The sequence below is a fragment of the uncultured Microbulbifer sp. genome (assembly GCF_947498635.1).
Classification (GTDB): Bacteria; Pseudomonadota; Gammaproteobacteria; order Pseudomonadales; family Cellvibrionaceae; genus Microbulbifer; species Microbulbifer echini.
This window is the reverse complement of sequence record NZ_CANMKV010000002.1, coordinates 83,779-99,939: the sequence shown is the minus strand read 5'-3', so window position 1 is coordinate 99,939 and position 16,161 is coordinate 83,779. Positions and strand designations below refer to the sequence as shown.

The window sequence follows — 16,161 nt, the reverse complement described above, 5'->3', positions numbered from 1 at the left end:
GTCTCCGACGGTGCTATCTATACCAGCGGTTGCCTTCGCCATGAAACTGCGCTGTGTTCTTATCCTGGTCTGTCTACAGACCTCCCCCGCCTCGCTCTTCGCTGACGCCTTAACCACATCCGGTCGGCAGGTTATCTCTACAAACCTCAAAGAGGTTCGCCTTGTCGCCGAACTGCATGGTTTCGCAATAATCGCGGGGCGGCACTGCATCGATTGTGATGAAAATCTGGCGATATATATCCGGCGGATCGCTCGTCCGGGGGAAAGCACTGGCAGTGCGCCGCAGAGGGGGGATTCCGATCGCTATACCTACCCGGGTAAATACGTGGACTATATGACGAAGAAACTGGTGGAAAAAACCCGGATGTTTTACGGCTACTGCTACGAGGGACAGCCTTCACTGCTATGGCTGACCGAGTACCGCTCAGGTGATAAGTGGGTTAAATCTGAATACTTAGTTTTACTCGGTGACGGGGGGCTGAAGCACCGCTTTGTAGAGGGGCAGCAGCCGAGTTTGGCTCACCTGCAGCGTGCCCAGTGTGAGGAGTTGCCGGGTATTTTTGCGGAAATGGAGCCCTAATAGGAGTTTTTCAATAACGTCTGGCTATCGCGAAGATAAAATTGGTTATGTCTAGATGTGGTGATTCACTGACTTCGCTTTTCCGGCCGCTCCCTATCCCCTGTAACAATAAAAAAACCCCGCTGGAGGGCGGGGCCAAAAGGGTCGTTGAAATCAGTTCTGCTTTACTTTACCGGCTCAAAAACTATTTTCAGTTTTTTCTTGCCCCAAGCGCGAGCTTTACGGATATCTTTTTCCATCCACACGTCAATACGGTTTGTGAAACGTTTATTCATACGGTCACGCACAGTGTAAGTACCGGGCAGACCTTCAATTCTTACTTTGGCACCGTTGGTCAGACCGTGTTTTTCCAAGTCACGGGAAACGGCGATAATTTTGTCACCTGGGCGCAGGCGGTTGTTCCAGGCAGCTACCCAGGGATCGCTATCCGTCTGGCCAGGTACCGAGTTGTAGGCCGTGGCGTCGACGACCATGGTTTTCTTAAGTGCCGCTGATGCATTGACACTCACACCAATAGCGAGCAGGGCGGCGATGAAAAAAGCAGTGTTACGCAGAGTCTGTTTCATGATGTCCCATTACCTCCAGGAATCAAATTGTCACAAGCCAAAAGGCGCTTGTGAAATCTCCAAGTGTTTTTGGAAATAGCTGATCAATATTTAATCAACGCTGGCTATATTACTGGGGAATTAGGGGGAGGCAACTTTTTCTTATTTGGCGACAAGTACCCTCAGGCAATGGCCGGGTATTGTGTGTTGGGAAAATCAATAGCCCTAAAATGCCTAAAAAATCAGTTTTTTAGTTTTATAAAAAGTAATTATTGGCCAAAAAATTCTTTATAAGCTGACTTTATCAGCAATTCATTTTTCGGATAAAAATTGGACTGACAACGATGTCATTCTACATCTGGCTCAAATCAACGCGGACTGGCTTTCTAATACTGGAGAAAAAAAGTAAAAAATTTCCCTAAAACTATTTGTGACTGAAGCTCCAAAAATGTCAGATTCTGCAAAAAACAGCGCTTTAAGTCGGGAAAACTTCTTCGTCACTGCTCTTTTTGAGAAAAAAGAAGGGTTAAATCCTCGCTCTAAAGTGTGGTTTCCCGGTTTTGTTGGACGGGCTCCACCTGTTGGCGAAGAGCGGCCAAATAGTCACTATCTTCTTCCAGGTCGGGCAGTTTGTGTTGTAAGTCCAGTTGTACCGCTTTTTCCAGCCAGTTAATGGCTTCCTCAAGGTTTCCCTGCCATTCACAGACCTGGCCCAGGTTGAAGTAAGTGATCGCCAAGTTGTGCCACTCCCCCTGGTTTAGCAGTCCCTCCACGGCGCTTTTATAGAGAAGGTAGGCGGTATTTAGCAGTTGCTTGCGTTGCGTGGCCGTCTCTTCGCTGGCGGCTTGGCGGTGATAGGTGTGTGCCAGGGCAGAGCGAACCCTAGCGCTTGAGTGTGGAAGCTTGGCACCGGAATCCAGGTAGCGGAGAACAGATTCGAACTGTGCCCGAGCCAGCGGGTAGAGATCCGGTCTTGATTTGGCCCCCAGCGCGTTGAGGACTATGCCGTAGCGATAGCGCAGGGCGTGCTGTTGGGATGGATAGGATACGAGGGCGGAAATGGCTTTTTCGTAGAGGGGCAGTGCAGCGCCAAAGTCCCCTCTGCGGGCGAGAGCCTCTGCCTCACTGACCCAGTCGATGGCGCCCTGAGTATCATCACCATGGGCGCTGGCGCTATGGGGCTGTGTGTTGTTTTGTCGATCAACCGAAGTGATCAATAGAGCCGATAGCAGCAGAGTTAGGCTGAGGATTAGATAAAACAGGGTTTGTAAATTCGGCAGTTGTTTTGGCATAGGGAATTTCCGCGCTCGGCCCGGGGGACTGTAAGGGGCCGCAGCGATGGGCCCCTTACGTCAGTAAATCCCTAGTTGTCGAGTTGTGCCAGCAGTCCCTGTAGCGGGTGACGCAGATTCACACCTGCAAATCGGTTGGCCTGACAGCGGCAGGAGTAACCGGTGGCGAATTGGTTGTGCTCGCCGCCATTGAGCTTGGGCGCCCAGGATTGTTGGAAAATCACCCTGGAGGTCTCTTTGTGGGCCGCCTCGTGGCCATAGGTGCCAGCCATACCGCAACAACCCAGGCTCTCATTTTGAAGTTCCAGGCCCAATGCGGAGAACACCTTTTGCCAGTCTTTCAAAGAGGCCGTTGCATTCGTTTGTTCGCTGCAATGCGGTAACAACTGGAAGCTGCCAGGGCGTACCCGCGCGCGTTGCTGCTGCAAGTGTTCCTGTTGCTGTGCCAGCCATTCCTGTAACAGCTGCACCTTTGGTGCGCGCTCGCCCAGAAGTTTCTTGTATTCGGAGCGGTAGGTTAGGGTCATGGATGGGTCGATACCGACAAGGGGAATACCGCTGTCGGCCAGAGTGTTCAGCATCTCGCTGTTGCCTTCGGCAACCCGCTGGAACTGGCGTAAAAACCCATGTACGTGCAGAGGTTTTCCATTGGCGCGGTAGGGGGCGAGAATCGGCACAAAATCTAATTGTTTGAGCAGGCGTAAAATATCTGCGACCACTTCGGCATCAAAATAGCTAGTAAAGGCATCCTGGACGATGATCACCGCTCGGCTGCGCTGAGAGGGTCCGAGGGTCTCTAGACAGGCTTGACTGGCGGTGGGTACTCCCAGTTCGCGCACACTGGCTTGCAACGTTTTGCGTGACAATAGGGGGCTGTCTACCATGCCGAAGATACGCTCCATGAGAAAAGAAACGGGCTTCAGCTTGAGCGGCCAATTGTAGAGCTGCGGCAGTTTTGCCAGATGCGGCATCAAAAATTCCAACCCGCCCACGGCATAATCTTTTAACGGGCGAAGATAGCGACTGTAATAGAGTTCGAAGAATTTGCTGCGAAATTCCGGTACATCGACCCGGATGGGACATTGTCCCACACAGGATTTACACGCTAGGCAGCCCTGCATGGCTTCGTTCACTTCATGGTTAAAATCGTACTCGCCGCGTGTTTTCGCCAGGGTATTGACGAGGCGCTTGGGCAGGCCGACAAAAAAGGAGCGCTCGCGGTATTTTTGTGCGCTGGCGACCGCATCTACCTCGTGCTTGCTCAATAGTCGCAGCCACTCGCGCATCAGTGAAGCACGCCCCTTGGGCGAGTGAATCCGGTTGCGGGTGGCCTTGTAGGAGGGACACATGGCATCGTCGGGGTTCCAGTTAAAGCAGGCACCGTTACCGTTACAGTGCACTCCCTCCTCATACCCCTCCCATACCTGCGCGGGAATCTGCCGGTCGTGCTCACCGCGGGTGGTCACCGCGTCAATTTTTAGCAGGCTGACGTTATCGCTGGGAGTGGCAATTTTACCGGGATTTAACTGGTTATATGGATCGAAGGCGGCTTTGATCTTTTGCAGCTCAGGGTAGAGTTCCCCGAAAAACTCCGGAGCGTATTCAGACCGGACCCCTTTGCCGTGCTCACCCCAGAGTAGCCCGTTATATTTCTGTGTGAGAGCCACAACCCGGTCGGTAATGGGGCGTATTTGCGCCGCCTGCTGGGGATCTTTCATGTCGATGGCTGGGCGTACATGTAACACGCCGGCATCCACATGGCCGAACATACCATAGTCGAGATTGGCCTCATCCAGCACTGCGCGGAACTCGGCAATAAAGTCCGCCAGGTTTTCCGGCGGTACGGCGGTATCTTCCACAAAGGGGATCGGGCGCTTTTCCCCTAGGGCATTGCCCAGAAGGCCGACTGCGCGCTTGCGCATGGCCCAAATCCGATTGACTTCGGCGTGGCCGCGGGCGATGGAGTAGCCGAAGCTCTTACCCGGTTGGCCGATGGTGGCCTCGATATGTGCGATAAATTTTTCTAACGCGCACTCCAATTCCTCTGCGGAGTCAGCGGCGTACTCCACCAGATTGATGCCTTTTACCGGTCGGTCTTCCGCGGGGAAAAACTCGCTGACGCTATGCCACACGATATCTTCCATGGCCAGCTGCAAGACCTTGCTGTCCACCGTTTCGATGGACATGGGGCCCGCCAGCATTAAATCTTTGGCATCGCGCAGTGCATCCTGGAAGTGGTCGTACTTCAGGTTGATCAGGGCCACGCATTTGGGAATGGGCAACAGGCTGAGTTTGGCTTCTGCAATAAACCCCAGGGTGCCCTCGGAGCCGCACAGTACGCTATTGAGGTTAAAGTGCTCGCCCTGGCGAATATGGGCTAGATCGTAACCGGTGAGGCAACGATTCAGCTTGGGAAATTTCTGTTCGATTAATTCGGCTTTTTCCCGCGCGACAAGGTCGCAGGTTTTATGTACCTCGGCGACACGGCTGTCTCCCGTGCAGATATCCTGCAGTTGTGTCTCCTCTATCGCAGAGGAGCGCCACAGCTTGCCACCCAGGAGTACGGTGTTGAGCTCCAGAACATGGTCGCGGGTTTTGCCGTAGACGCAGGAGCCCTGACCGGAGGCATCGGTATTGATCATGCCGCCGATGGTGGCGCGGTTACTGGTGGACAATTCCGGGGCAAAAAACAGGCCGTGGGGTTTGAGTGCGGCATTTAGCTGATCCTTGACCACGCCAGCCTGTACGCGCACCCACCGCTCTGCTGCGTTGATCTCCAGAATCTGGTTCATATGGCGGGAGATATCCACCACCAAGCCGTCGGTGAGGGACTGACCGTTGGTGCCGGTACCCCCGCCTCTGGGCGAGAGCACTACGGAGCGGAATTCCTCCCTCTGGGCCAGTTCCGCCAGCAGCTGCAGGTCGCGGTTGTTGCGGGGGTACACCACTGCCTGGGGCAGCACCTGGTAAATAGAGTTGTCCGTTGCCAAAACGGTGCGGCTGGCGTAACTGGGCGTGGTCTCGCCGCGGAAACCCGCGTCCGCCAGTTCCTGCAAAAACTGCAAATAGAGCGCCTGAACCTCGTCGACTTCGCGCAATGCTGGAATCATGAGCTAATCCGTACTTTCGGGGAGGTGGGGACCGCAAAATGCCGGGGTAGGTGGTGAGATACAGTATCGCAGCACTGCCGCGCGGTAAAAATGCGGCCCTGCATTGTAGCCGTGGTGCGAATGGGCGCAAGCCGCTGAAGAAGGGTGGTTGAAAGTAAAAAGTTGTACAAGAGAAGCTCTTGTACAACTAGCCGAGGGAGGCTATAAAAAGGAAACACGAAGCTACCCTGTGCTGCAAAACTATGCATATCCAACTTTTGCCTCAAAAAATTCCGGTGGGAATCAGCCGCTGTGCGGTGGGTGACCCTGTGCGGTACAACGCGAGCCACAAGCACAGTAAAGTCTGTACCCAACTACTGGGCAATTGCTTTGAGCTGCATTCTTACTGCCCTGAGGTTGCCATTGGCATGGGGGTTCCAAGACCACCGATTCATCTGATTGTGAGCGATCGCCTGCGAGCGGTCGGGCGTGAAGATCCCACAATGGATGTCACCGACGCATTAGAGGCGTATGCGGATCAGGTTGTGCCTGAAGTGGAACATTTACGCGGTTTTATCCTGATGCAGAAATCACCCAGTTGCGGGATACGCACTACACCCCATTACAAGGAGGATGGAACAGGCGTACTGGCGCATGATTCAGGGCTGTTTACCGCGCGCCTGCGTCACCACTTTCCACATCTGCCGGTGGAGGAGGTGGGGCGTCTGAATGCCAGCGATATCCGTGAAAATTTTCTCACCCGTGTTTTCGCCTACGATGCCTGGCATCGCTATGTGGCCACCGATCTGCGCCCGGGCAGGGTGATTGAGTTTTACACCGCCTATAAATACCTTTTACTGGCCCACAGCCAGCCGCTGACTCGCGCCCTCGGCCAGTTTGTTTCCAACTCCCGAACAATGTCGGTGGAAGACTTCGCCTATGGCGTGCGGGGCAAAATGATGGAAATTCTCAATCATCAAGCCAGCCGGAAGGATCGTACCAATGCTCTGATGCACAGCCAGGGACATCTTAAAGGTTATTTAAACAAGGAAGAGCGGGCTGAACTGGCTCGCTTGATTGATGAGTATCGCCAGGGTAATAAGCCCCTCTCGGCGGTGCTTACCATGCTGCGTCACTATTTGCCACGCAGTCCCCACCACTTTATTCACAGTCAGGTACTGCTCGCTGCAGAGCCCGCTGAGCTCGGACTGTGTGAATTTCGCTGATCGCTGCCATGATTGAAATTGAATCCCCCCTAGAAGCCCACCTGCCTATTCGCGAAGTGGCGCGCCGCACCGGTGTTCACCCGGTGACGTTGCGGGCCTGGGAGCGCCGATACGGCCTCTTGACTCCAGCCAGGACCCATAAAGGCCATCGCCTCTATACCGAGGAGGAAGTGTTACGCATTGAGGAGGTACTTGATTGCCTTGCCCGTGGCGTAGCTATCGGTCAGGTGCGCGAACTGCTGGAGCGTGCCCCGGATTCTCCACTACGAAAAGAGAATGCTACGGATACTGAAAACAATTGGGGTGAGATGCTGGATGAAACCTGTGTGTTGCTGCAGAGCTTCGCCGAGCCACAATTGCGTCAACGCCTGGATCAGTGGATCGCTGCGTTTCCAGCACCGCTGTTGCTGGAGCACTGGTTAAAGCCCCTGCAGGCCAAACTGGCGCGGCCACGCCAGTCAGAAAAGGGAGTCGCACAGAGTTTTTTTTGGCAGGTATTAAACGAACAGTTGTTATTCGCAAATGGTATTGCGCGCAAAAACCTGCGCAAAGACCAGCTGTCGGGTGCTGGCCGTTTGCTACTGCTGGGCTTTTCCGGTGATGACCAGCGGGCATTTACTCAGTTGTTTGGGGCAGCACTTTTGGCCGCGGGCATTGGCATTGTGGTTCTGGATTATCGCGCCGCCATGGTGGGATTGGAGGATATTGTAGAAAAGCTCGAAGTACGCGGGGTGCTCTGCTATAGCCACCGGGCACTGCCAAAGCCTTTTCTTTCAAGGGAGTTACCAGGCTTGGCTCGAGGGCTTGGCAAGCCTCTCTGGCTGGCGGGAGATTGTGTAGAAATGCAGCATGCCGATTTGGATAACCTGAAAAAACAGCCAACCTCTTCAATACTCCAGGGCACTACAAGCTGTGTGATCACACAACTTCGGGAGCAGCTGAAATGAGAAGCCGATCGACCTCCTTGGGCCGCGGCCTAGTCTGGTTTCGCAACGATCTGCGTATTCAGGATAATTCGGCGCTGTATCACGCTGGTAAGCGCTGCGAACAATTGGCCGCAGTTTTTATCGCTTGTCCCGACAGCTGGCAAAGCCATAATGAAGGCGATGCATTGGTCGCATTTCGCATGGCCTGCCTGCATGAGCTGCAAACCCAGCTGCAAACTCGCAATATTCCCTTGTATTTCCTCCAGCTTTCTACGTTCTCCCAGGTACCCCAGGCACTCGAGCAAATTACCCGGCGCCTAAAAATCGAAACAGTGTTTGCCAATGCCGAGTACCCCTTGAATGAACAGCGCCGAGACCATGCGGTGCGAGATAGATTGAGAGAAAATGGCGTTGCGGCTGAATACCACAGTGATCGCACGCTGTTACCGCCTGGAGCCGTAAGAACAGGGGCGGGTGAACCCTACAAGGTTTTTACGCCTTTCAAACGGGCGTTGATTCAGTTGTGCGCAGAGAGTGAGATCAAGCCTCTGCCTGTTCCGAGGAAGAACCCCCTGCCTAAGGAGGGCGCACACTGGCCAAAGTGGCTTGCACTGGAACTTGAGGAAAACAAAAAACTCACCCAGAAAATACCTGAACACCTCCCGCATTTTGCGATTGATACTGCGAAATCTGGAATTGTAAAGGGGTGGAAAAGTGGGGAAAAGGCGGCACAAAAACGTCTGAAGTTATTTAGTGAAAGAATCTCAGGCTATCAGGCCGAACGGGATTTCCCCGCTCTGGATAGTACCTCGCATCTCTCTCCCTATTTAAATTGTGGGGCTATTTCTATTCGTCAATGTATGCATATGGCCCTGAACCTGAACCAGGGGCATTGGCAGAGCGGCAATGCGGGGATTAGTTGTTGGATTAGCGAGCTGATCTGGAGAGATTTTTATACACATCTACTTGTGGATTTCCCCCATCTCAGCAAGGGCCAGCCGTTTAAGGCGGAAACGGATCAAATTCCATGGCGCTATGATAAGGATCTGTTTTGTCGTTGGAGTCGCGGTGAAACAGGAGTGCCTATTGTCGACGCCGCTATGCGCCAGTTAAATGAAATTGCCTGGATGCATAATCGCTTACGCATGGTCGTAGCATCGTTCCTTAGTAAGAACCTGTTGATCGATTGGCGTTGGGGTGAGCGCTATTTTATGCAGCACCTGATTGATGGTGACTTTGCGTCTAACAATGGCGGTTGGCAGTGGACGGCCTCGACGGGCACTGATGCCGCACCTTATTTTCGCGTGTTTAACCCCTACAGCCAGTCGCAAAGATTTGATCCCAATGGGGATTTTATCCGCAGGTATGTGCCGGAGCTGGACTCCCTCAATAACAAGGAAATTCATGATCCCCCGAGTATGGCTAATTATTCCTCAGTAATTTGTGATGTGGGCGCTGGGCGCAAGCGGGCGATAGAGGTATTTTCCAATTTGAAATAAATGAATTTAGAAATAGGCCTCAAAGGTGAAAGAGCATGATACCCGGAACTTTGAAATGGAAGAACGTGACTGGGGGACTATAGACGTGTTTGGAAAGTAACTTGAGAGAGGGGCGCCCATATTTAATTAATCGCTCTCGAACTATTTTCCCAGTACTCACAGACACTTAGAATGTCTCATCCTCTCTATACACTCTGATGGAGATATCACCATATAGGTCTGAACAAACCTGAAATACGATAGGTTGGCAACAGACTTGGCAGTCTTCTGTATATTCCTGTGGCAGCACAGACCCATCGATTAACGCGCTAAAAGATTCCCCACAGTAGGGGCAGAGAATGGATTCTTCAATGACCTGGTGCACCGCTATCTAGCCTCTCCAACCTTTTTTATTTTGTTCTTTGTACAAGCTATTCATTCTGTTAATTGCAACAAGTATTAATGCGGAGTTTAACTTTTAAATAGTGGTTAGTCGAACTTTAGAGGCTCCTTAAATGTAAGTGTGCGATAGGGAAAGGGAATTTCTATGCCAGCTTGGTCGAGAGCACTTTTCACAGCGGTGACTACCTCTGCACGGGATTGGCGAATTTGCAGTGGCGTTGATCCTGTCCACCAGCTAACCTCGATATCAATACTGCTCTCCCCAAAAGATTTTGGGAATATCTGAATAGGATCTTCATCACGCACCGTCTGGCAAGAAGTTACGGCTGACTCGAGAATGGATACCGCTTTCGGAATCTTTTCGTGATAGGCCACACCGACCATAATTGTCGCCCTGCGCTTGACTCGACTGGTGATAACTTCACAGGGGTTTTTGAATAGAAATAGATTAGGGACTACGACGAGCTCACCGCTAACCTTGCGAATATTGGTATTACGCACCTCAACAACCTCCACCCGTCCGCAAATACCCTGACACTCAATAAAGTCGCCTTGCTCGATGGGGAATCGCCACAATATCAGTATTCCAGCGAAAAAATTCTCAAAGATATCCTTAAAAGCCAGACCAATAGCGACAGAGAGGAGCCCAACTGCACCTAGGGCCTTTGTGGGGGTCAGGCCAGGGAAAAGCACCATCGCTGCGAAAAGCAGACCAACGAGCCAGGTAGCGCTGGTTAGTAATCGGACAAATAGACTCTTTAACGATGCCCTGGAAGTAGTATGGCGGAATAGGCGCCCGCCGAAATGTCGCACCATACGGGCGACGAACCAGGTGATGAACAATACCATTACACTGGCGATGATATATGGGGTATGACCCAGGAAACTACTCCAGATACGCTCGACGGAAGAAATGACAGTCTGGGTAGCTATAGAAAAGGAATCGGGAAGGAGTCTCTCAAAAAAGGATTTCTGTGCATCCTGCTGCTGTGTTTTGAGTAAGGGTTCTAGCCGCAGAGCTTGATCGTTTGATAGGAGGCGCATTATTGCCTGGTCTCTGTTTTCTTGGTAAAACCCATATTGCTCGTGATTGCTAAAGAGCTTTCGTTCTGTCCCCTATTGTAGAAGTATTATCTATTCCAGTGGTTGATAACAGGATTTGTCTGACAAGTAAGGCCGCGACACCGGATAAGCTTAATTCACCTATCCGGAGAGTCACGGCTCCCCGCCCAATAGAATGGTTCAGGTTGGTATGGAAATACTAGTCATCGTCAGCACAGCTGTTTTCGTAGGCCAGTTCACCGGATACCTTATCGACGGTATCTTTTTCTTTAACCTCTACCCGGGCAGCGGGCGCTTTCCCTTTTTTGTCTTCCCCAAAGTAAATAGTTTGGTGGGGGAAAGGTATCTCAATACCTTTTTGATCAAATAAAAATTTAATGCGCCTGTTAAATTCCCTGCCAACATACCATTTTTCATGCGCCTTGGTTTTTGTGCGGGCCTTAATGATGACGGAGCTGTCAGCAAAAGCATCTACACCCAGAACCTCGAGGGGCTCCAAGATGAGAGGGCCAAACTCTTCACTTGCGCGCATTTCTTTATCCACCTCTTGCAGGTGGTGAATAACGTCGTCGGTGTTCTCGCGGTAGGCAATACTGATTTCAAACATGTAATAACTGAAGTGCTTTGTCAGGTTGTCCACCACGGAAATATCGCTGAATGGTACTGTATAGACGGTACCGTTCAATGCCCGCAGCTCTACCTTGCGCAAGGTAATATTGGTCACTTCACCCGTTCGACCTCCAACTTTTACGATGTCGCCAATTTGCAAAAGATCCTCTAAAAGCACAGTAAATCCGTTTAAAAAATCTTTAACCAGTGCCTGGGCACCAAAACCAATAGCAATACCAAATACCCCGGCACCTGCCAGCAAGGGGATTACATTAATATCCAGCTCGGATAGCAACACGAGTGCAGCCATTACAGAGAGAAGAAACAATAATATATTCTTGGCCAGGGGCACGAGTGTACGCATTCGCGCATTGCTGGTGACTCTGTGCCTATTAAAGTAATGTTCTGTGATTGCGTTTACCAGCTCCCAGATACCGATAAAAATAGCCAGTACTGCGAAGGTTACCACTACGATTTCTGCAAAATTTATCAACGTATCTTGTGAGATGAAAAGCCCAACGGTGGACGGAAAAAGCTCGGAGGCGGTATAAATCACCAAAAGAGCGGCAAGGAGATAACCAAGCCATCGTTGTAGGCGAAATAGGGGGGCAAATCGATTGCCGTGCAGGTCAAGTTTACTCCGTAAAATCGACATTTTTTTATCTATAAAGCGTGCAAAAAGGTTGTTAGATAATACAGCCACTAAAATCAGTAGTATCGAAATACCAAAAAGTAATAATGATCCTGCCTGGTTTGCTGTTAATCCATATGCATTAAGCAGATCGGTATATTCATCAACCACTTCGGTAGCTATTTCATCCACTACTAAAACATCGCTTATTTTGAGTAGATCCGTATTATCCTTAGTCGTTTGTCGTAACTCCTCCAAACTGCTGATGAGCGCTGACCTGTGGTTAGGGTTCTGTAAAAGCTGAATGAGCTGATCTATCTGTTGCGTATGAGGTGTGTCGTTTGCCGGTGTATCAAGATTGGCTGCACTAGCAGTTTGGCCGGTGCTTGCCGTCGTAGAATTTTTGTTGTGCTGCTCTTCCTGAGCGCTTGACAACACAGGCGAGAGACAAAAAGTGATTGTGAAAATAGCAATGGCTATTAGCTTGTTATGGGTTTTTTTTACCCATTGGTTGTATTGACACTGGAATGTGTAAACCATTTAAAAAATACCTAATATCCATTACTCTACCCTGTGCCTGCAAAGAGTGTGCCAGTAAGCTAGATGGCTTTAGGGCTAGGTAGTCTACGAAAAGCTTGGCTTTCTTTTGATGGTTTGACATTAGGCCGCTGAGTCAATGTAAGTTTTTCTAAGGCTTAGTAAGAGTTACAAGAGGTCTATGATTCCCCTGATATGTGTAATTTTAATAAGGTGTTAGTGTTAATGAGTACGGTTGACAGGACTATTCTTAGCTGGGGGAAGTTTCTTTAATGGATAGTTTTGTCGAGTGGGGGATAGTTGGTCTTTTCATTTCTGCGTTCTTGGCGGCAACGATTCTACCTTTAAGTTCAGAGGTTGTATTAACCACTTTACTATTAAATGGCTTGTCGCCAGCCACATTAGTGATAGTTGCCACCATTGGTAACGTAGCAGGTTCACTGGTTAACTATGCTTTGGGGTATTGGGCTAGCTTGAGTGTCATAAAAAAGTGGCTGAGAATGTCTGAAAGTGAATTTGTACAGGCAGAGCGGCGTTTTACAAAGTATGGGGTATTATCATTATGTTTTTCCTGGATGCCGTTAGTGGGTGATCCATTAACAGTAATGGCAGGGGTCTTAAGGATTCGTTTGTTGTGGTTTTTGATTTTGGTGACCGCGGGAAAGCTATTACGTTATATGGTTTTAAGTTATATGCTGCTGCGCGTCAGTTAATGCAGGTGACTTTTAATCTATCGTAAAGTTGATTCTAAAGTGGTTGTTTTTTGTAAAAGTAGAAAGCTCCTCTATCGAGTGTGTCGAAGGGTTTTTGGTTCGACGAAGTTATTTACAAAAAACTGATGGTGTAATGAAAAATACAGAGGGTGAATACGCAGCTGTCGATTAAATGTTTGGCTTGCCAACGCTTGGTTTCGTTGCGAAGTCAATGGATCACAGCTTTACTGTGCTTAGTGAATTATTAAGTATGGCCATTAGTCATTGCCGGTGTGTGATCTGAGGCCGCAAATGGTATCTATGGGTGAAGCAACTGCGGTTTTCATTGCTTGTGATTTCAAAATCGTATGATTTGTGATGTGTTCGAAAATGTAAACCGCCATTGTTCTTATTGCTCCTTGGGATATCCAGTATTCAATAGTTGATATTTGCATGAAATTGAGCGCCATAGGTTATGGTGAGTGTTGTAGTGTTCATTCATGTGTTAAATTAGCGGCTTGAACATAACATAAGCATCTACAAATCCTATTTTCTTATGATTGAATGCCTTGGGTAATGTGCCTATTTTTTGGAAGCCCAATTTCTTCCAAAGTGCTATTGAAGCTTTGTTTGTGGCTACAACCAAATTGAACTGTAAGGCTAAGTAGCCAGCCTCAACCGCAAAGTCTATAGAGTGCTGAGCAAGGCTATGACCTATACCAAAACCTCTATGTGTCGGGCTTACAACATAGCCTGCGTTTCCGACATGAGAGCCTAAGCCGGATTGATTATCCTTAAGGTGGTAGCTGCCAACTACCTTTTTATCAGTAATAGCAACAAATGTATATTTTGGTTTTTTAATCCAATAATCCCAAGCCTCCTGTTCGTTGGTTTCTGGGCTATTGGGGAAAGTATCTCCTGCCTGGAATACCGATTTGAGTATCTCCCAAACATCTTTCCAATCGCTGTCTCTATATTCTCGAATTTCCATTTTCTTACTTTTATCTATATTTTCACAACAAGAGAAATACTTACTAATAACGAAGAAGGTCAGCGGACTGTAAGCTATTTATCTTCCGCTCCTAGTCAGGAGTCTCAAGTGAGCTGATGTTAATCAGCTTTCTAAAAACATGATGCCAGATCGAAATTTTCTAAGGGGAAAGCTTTTCGATCTGAGCTGTTGAATTATTGCATTTTTCGAATTTTACTCGTGGATTTTTCAGGAAGAATTATCCTCGTCGCTGAAAGTTATAAAATTATTGGTATTCCTTTAGGAAACAGTTCGATGGTGGGTGCCTCTAAATACCGGGTAAATTGAGTTCGTAATAAGAATTTTTATATGTAGACTTTAAAAATTGATATGTTTTTCGGTTTCTCCACTTAGCCAGTTTCTCCAGTTGATCTCAAGGCTTTTTATTCCGCCGATATAGTCCTTGTCTACATGGTAATAGGATAGGGTGCGATCTCCACGTTCGAATTTATGTATTAGCCGAATGACAAAGCTTTTGCCTGTCGGTGTTGAAAGCAGAAAGTATAGAAATTGACCGGTTTGTGGCTGTAATCTTGCTTTACCACTTCTCAATTGGTGCCTCCAGTTTTTGCTGGGCAGGCTCAGGAAGGTGGCTATATCCATAAGTTGCTCCCTGTACTCGGGAGGATTAATCCACCTGTAATTTTCCATATGGCGGGTGATACGCAGCTGTTCACCTGACCTTGAGAGAGTTTCCATCTGCTCGGCCAATCCTTCATTGAGCCAGGATGGTGAGTAGGGGGTTACCGTATCAGTGATCGCGTGGCTAACTTCATGCTTGATGGTGCGAAAGGTCCTTGCCCTTTCTTTTTGTATGTAAACTATGATCTGGTTATCTTGAGGAAAATAAACTCCATATGAGCTTGATGGCTCTTTCCCCATTCTTTCCCTTAAATGTTCGTAGTAGGCTTTTTTATCTTTGAGAACGAGAACTTTTACTGGTACTGTCTTGTAGAAATCAAAAAATAGAACACGATCATAAAATTCATAAACAAGATTTACATCTTCAACAATCTTATTTAGCTCTTGTTTGCTGAGATTGGTGTCGACAGCCTCTACAGAAATGTCATGGCGTGACCAATAGGACGTATGGCTTTTGGGCTTTATGACTTCCTGTTGAACACTGTCTATTTTCTGATCGCTAAAATGTACCTGGCCATTTTTATCTGTCCACTTATAGATATTGGCTATGGCAGTGAACGAGGTTAGTGATAGGAAAAGGGCTGCTATGGCCGACAGATAAGTAGTCACTGCTCGAAACTCTCTTTAATAATAAGATTTGGTACACTTGTTCATCTTGTAGGCGAATTATTTAAGCGTGGATATTGCTTTAAATATCGCCGCTTGAGCTAATAGGTGGGTGGAGTTTAGCGTTGGGAGTGCTGAATTGCTATCGTTGATAATGAGTGGTATCTCTGTACAGCCAAGAATTACAGCATCGCACCCTGCTTCTTTCAAACTTCTTATTGTGTCCTGAAAATATTTCACACTCTCCACTCTATAAATGCCATTGACGAGCTCATTCATAATCAGGTAACCAATCCTGGTAATGGTTTCCTGTGGTGGGCGCAACCAGCTGAGGTGTGCGTCTGAAAGTTTTGCCGGATAGACATCACTCTCTACCAGCCAGTGGGTACCAAGTAATCCCAGCTTTTTGTAACCCTTAGAGATTGCTGCAGCAATTACACCATCGGAAATATGTAGCCATGGCAGGGGTGATCTTTCTACGACATATTCGTATGCCTGGTGGATAGTGTTGTCTGGACAGATCAAAAAATCGGCGCCCTGGGATTTGAGCTTATCAGCGGATGAGAGCATTAAGTCGCTAATACCTTGAAAATCACTGGAATCCAAATATTCCACATAGCGAGCGAGGGAGTGGGTGTGCATGGATATCTCGGGATGGGCATGTTCACCGAGATACTTGCCACTCTCTGTACAAATCGTTTTGTAGCAAAGGGCTGCTCCCTCTGCAGAGCAGCCAACAATACCGATATGTTTTATCTGTTTAGGATCCTTCACTTACTCACTCCACTATTCATCTGAAAAATTAAGAATGCCT

Annotated in this window: 14 protein-coding genes; 5 read left to right on the top strand and 9 right to left on the bottom strand. The window is 48.9% G+C overall.

Features of this window, described 5'->3' with window-relative positions; translation table 11 throughout:
* Positions 1-40: 40 nt before the first annotated feature.
* A complete protein-coding gene (locus Q1A69_RS01650; protein WP_299580113.1) occupies positions 41-580 on the top strand; it encodes a hypothetical protein in 540 nt (179 codons plus the stop codon).
* A 164-nt stretch (positions 581-744) separates the two neighbouring features.
* On the opposite strand, the gene Q1A69_RS01645 is transcribed toward Q1A69_RS01650, so the two are convergent.
* The 3 genes from Q1A69_RS01645 to Q1A69_RS01635 form a co-directional block, all read right to left on the bottom strand.
* Positions 745-1,146 (bottom strand): hypothetical protein, encoded by a 402-nt coding sequence (locus Q1A69_RS01645; protein ID WP_299580110.1) that lies wholly within the window; start codon positions 1,144-1,146, stop codon positions 745-747.
* Positions 1,147-1,664: 518 nt separating this feature from the next.
* Positions 1,665-2,417 (bottom strand): tetratricopeptide repeat protein, encoded by a 753-nt coding sequence (locus Q1A69_RS01640; RefSeq protein WP_299580107.1) that lies wholly within the window; start codon positions 2,415-2,417, stop codon positions 1,665-1,667.
* A gap of 71 nt (positions 2,418-2,488) precedes the next feature.
* Entirely contained in the window at positions 2,489-5,527 is a 3,039-nt protein-coding gene (locus Q1A69_RS01635; RefSeq protein ID WP_299580104.1) for an FAD-binding and (Fe-S)-binding domain-containing protein, read from the bottom strand.
* Positions 5,528-5,769: 242 nt separating this feature from the next.
* Between Q1A69_RS01635 and Q1A69_RS01630 the strand changes: the two genes are divergently transcribed.
* The 3 genes from Q1A69_RS01630 to Q1A69_RS01620 are packed head-to-tail and all read left to right on the top strand — an operon-like array spanning position 5,770 to position 9,157.
* The gene (locus Q1A69_RS01630; protein ID WP_299580101.1) at positions 5,770-6,732 is read left to right on the top strand and encodes a DUF523 and DUF1722 domain-containing protein; all 963 of its coding nucleotides are present in this window, start codon (positions 5,770-5,772) and stop codon (positions 6,730-6,732) included.
* Between the two features lie 8 nt (positions 6,733-6,740).
* Positions 6,741-7,679: a MerR family transcriptional regulator gene (locus Q1A69_RS01625; RefSeq protein WP_299580098.1), complete on the top strand. Its 939-nt coding sequence runs from the start codon at positions 6,741-6,743 to the stop codon at positions 7,677-7,679.
* Positions 7,676-9,157, top strand: a complete 1,482-nt coding sequence (locus Q1A69_RS01620) for an FAD-binding domain-containing protein (RefSeq protein WP_299580095.1) — start codon at positions 7,676-7,678, stop codon at positions 9,155-9,157. Before Q1A69_RS01625 ends, Q1A69_RS01620 begins: the two co-directional genes overlap by 4 nt.
* Before the next feature lie 166 nt (positions 9,158-9,323).
* Here Q1A69_RS01620 and Q1A69_RS01615 read toward each other — a convergent pair whose 3' ends face one another.
* The 3 genes from Q1A69_RS01615 to Q1A69_RS01605 form a co-directional block, all read right to left on the bottom strand.
* Positions 9,324-9,521 carry a CPXCG motif-containing cysteine-rich protein gene (locus Q1A69_RS01615; protein ID WP_299580092.1) on the bottom strand — a complete coding sequence of 66 codons (198 nt, stop codon included), beginning with the start codon at positions 9,519-9,521 and terminating at the stop codon, positions 9,324-9,326.
* Between the two features lie 104 nt (positions 9,522-9,625).
* The gene (locus Q1A69_RS01610) at positions 9,626-10,582 is read right to left on the bottom strand and encodes a mechanosensitive ion channel family protein (protein WP_299580089.1); all 957 of its coding nucleotides are present in this window, start codon (positions 10,580-10,582) and stop codon (positions 9,626-9,628) included.
* A gap of 217 nt (positions 10,583-10,799) precedes the next feature.
* Positions 10,800-12,380: a mechanosensitive ion channel family protein gene (locus Q1A69_RS01605; protein ID WP_299580086.1), complete on the bottom strand. Its 1,581-nt coding sequence runs from the start codon at positions 12,378-12,380 to the stop codon at positions 10,800-10,802.
* Positions 12,381-12,649: 269 nt separating this feature from the next.
* Here Q1A69_RS01605 and Q1A69_RS01600 point away from each other — a divergent pair, with 269 nt between their 5' ends.
* Positions 12,650-13,090 (top strand): YqaA family protein, encoded by a 441-nt coding sequence (locus tag Q1A69_RS01600; protein WP_299580083.1) that lies wholly within the window; start codon positions 12,650-12,652, stop codon positions 13,088-13,090.
* 484 nt (positions 13,091-13,574) lie between these two features.
* Here Q1A69_RS01600 and Q1A69_RS01595 read toward each other — a convergent pair whose 3' ends face one another.
* The 3 genes from Q1A69_RS01595 to Q1A69_RS01585 all read right to left on the bottom strand — a co-directional run bounded on the left by Q1A69_RS01595 (position 13,575) and on the right by Q1A69_RS01585 (position 16,121).
* Complete coding sequence (locus Q1A69_RS01595; RefSeq protein WP_299580080.1) at positions 13,575-14,060, bottom strand: GNAT family N-acetyltransferase; 486 nt, start codon at positions 14,058-14,060, stop codon at positions 13,575-13,577.
* 357 nt (positions 14,061-14,417) lie between these two features.
* Positions 14,418-15,350: a DUF4124 domain-containing protein gene (locus Q1A69_RS01590; protein ID WP_299580077.1), complete on the bottom strand. Its 933-nt coding sequence runs from the start codon at positions 15,348-15,350 to the stop codon at positions 14,418-14,420.
* Between the two features lie 57 nt (positions 15,351-15,407).
* Positions 15,408-16,121, bottom strand: coding sequence for an amino acid racemase (locus Q1A69_RS01585; protein WP_299580074.1), 714 nt, complete (start codon positions 16,119-16,121; stop codon positions 15,408-15,410).
* Positions 16,122-16,161 lie beyond the last annotated feature (40 nt).

Excerpts from the sequence above, each read along its gene's own strand:
- Q1A69_RS01650 (WP_299580113.1), top strand. The coding sequence starts at position 41 with ATGAAACTGCGCTGTGTTCTTATCCTGGTCTGTCTACAGACCTCCCCC.
- Q1A69_RS01645 (WP_299580110.1), bottom strand. The coding sequence starts at position 1,146 with ATGAAACAGACTCTGCGTAACACTGCTTTTTTCATCGCCGCCCTGCTC.
- Q1A69_RS01640 (WP_299580107.1), bottom strand. The coding sequence starts at position 2,417 with ATGCCAAAACAACTGCCGAATTTACAAACCCTGTTTTATCTAATCCTC.
- Q1A69_RS01635 (WP_299580104.1), bottom strand. The coding sequence starts at position 5,527 with ATGATTCCAGCATTGCGCGAAGTCGACGAGGTTCAGGCGCTCTATTTG.
- Q1A69_RS01630 (WP_299580101.1), top strand. The coding sequence starts at position 5,770 with ATGCATATCCAACTTTTGCCTCAAAAAATTCCGGTGGGAATCAGCCGC.
- Q1A69_RS01625 (WP_299580098.1), top strand. The coding sequence starts at position 6,741 with ATGATTGAAATTGAATCCCCCCTAGAAGCCCACCTGCCTATTCGCGAA.
- Q1A69_RS01620 (WP_299580095.1), top strand. The coding sequence starts at position 7,676 with ATGAGAAGCCGATCGACCTCCTTGGGCCGCGGCCTAGTCTGGTTTCGC.
- Q1A69_RS01610 (WP_299580089.1), bottom strand. The coding sequence starts at position 10,582 with ATGCGCCTCCTATCAAACGATCAAGCTCTGCGGCTAGAACCCTTACTC.
- Q1A69_RS01605 (WP_299580086.1), bottom strand. The coding sequence starts at position 12,380 with ATGGTTTACACATTCCAGTGTCAATACAACCAATGGGTAAAAAAAACC.
- Q1A69_RS01600 (WP_299580083.1), top strand. The coding sequence starts at position 12,650 with ATGGATAGTTTTGTCGAGTGGGGGATAGTTGGTCTTTTCATTTCTGCG.
- Q1A69_RS01595 (WP_299580080.1), bottom strand. The coding sequence starts at position 14,060 with ATGGAAATTCGAGAATATAGAGACAGCGATTGGAAAGATGTTTGGGAG.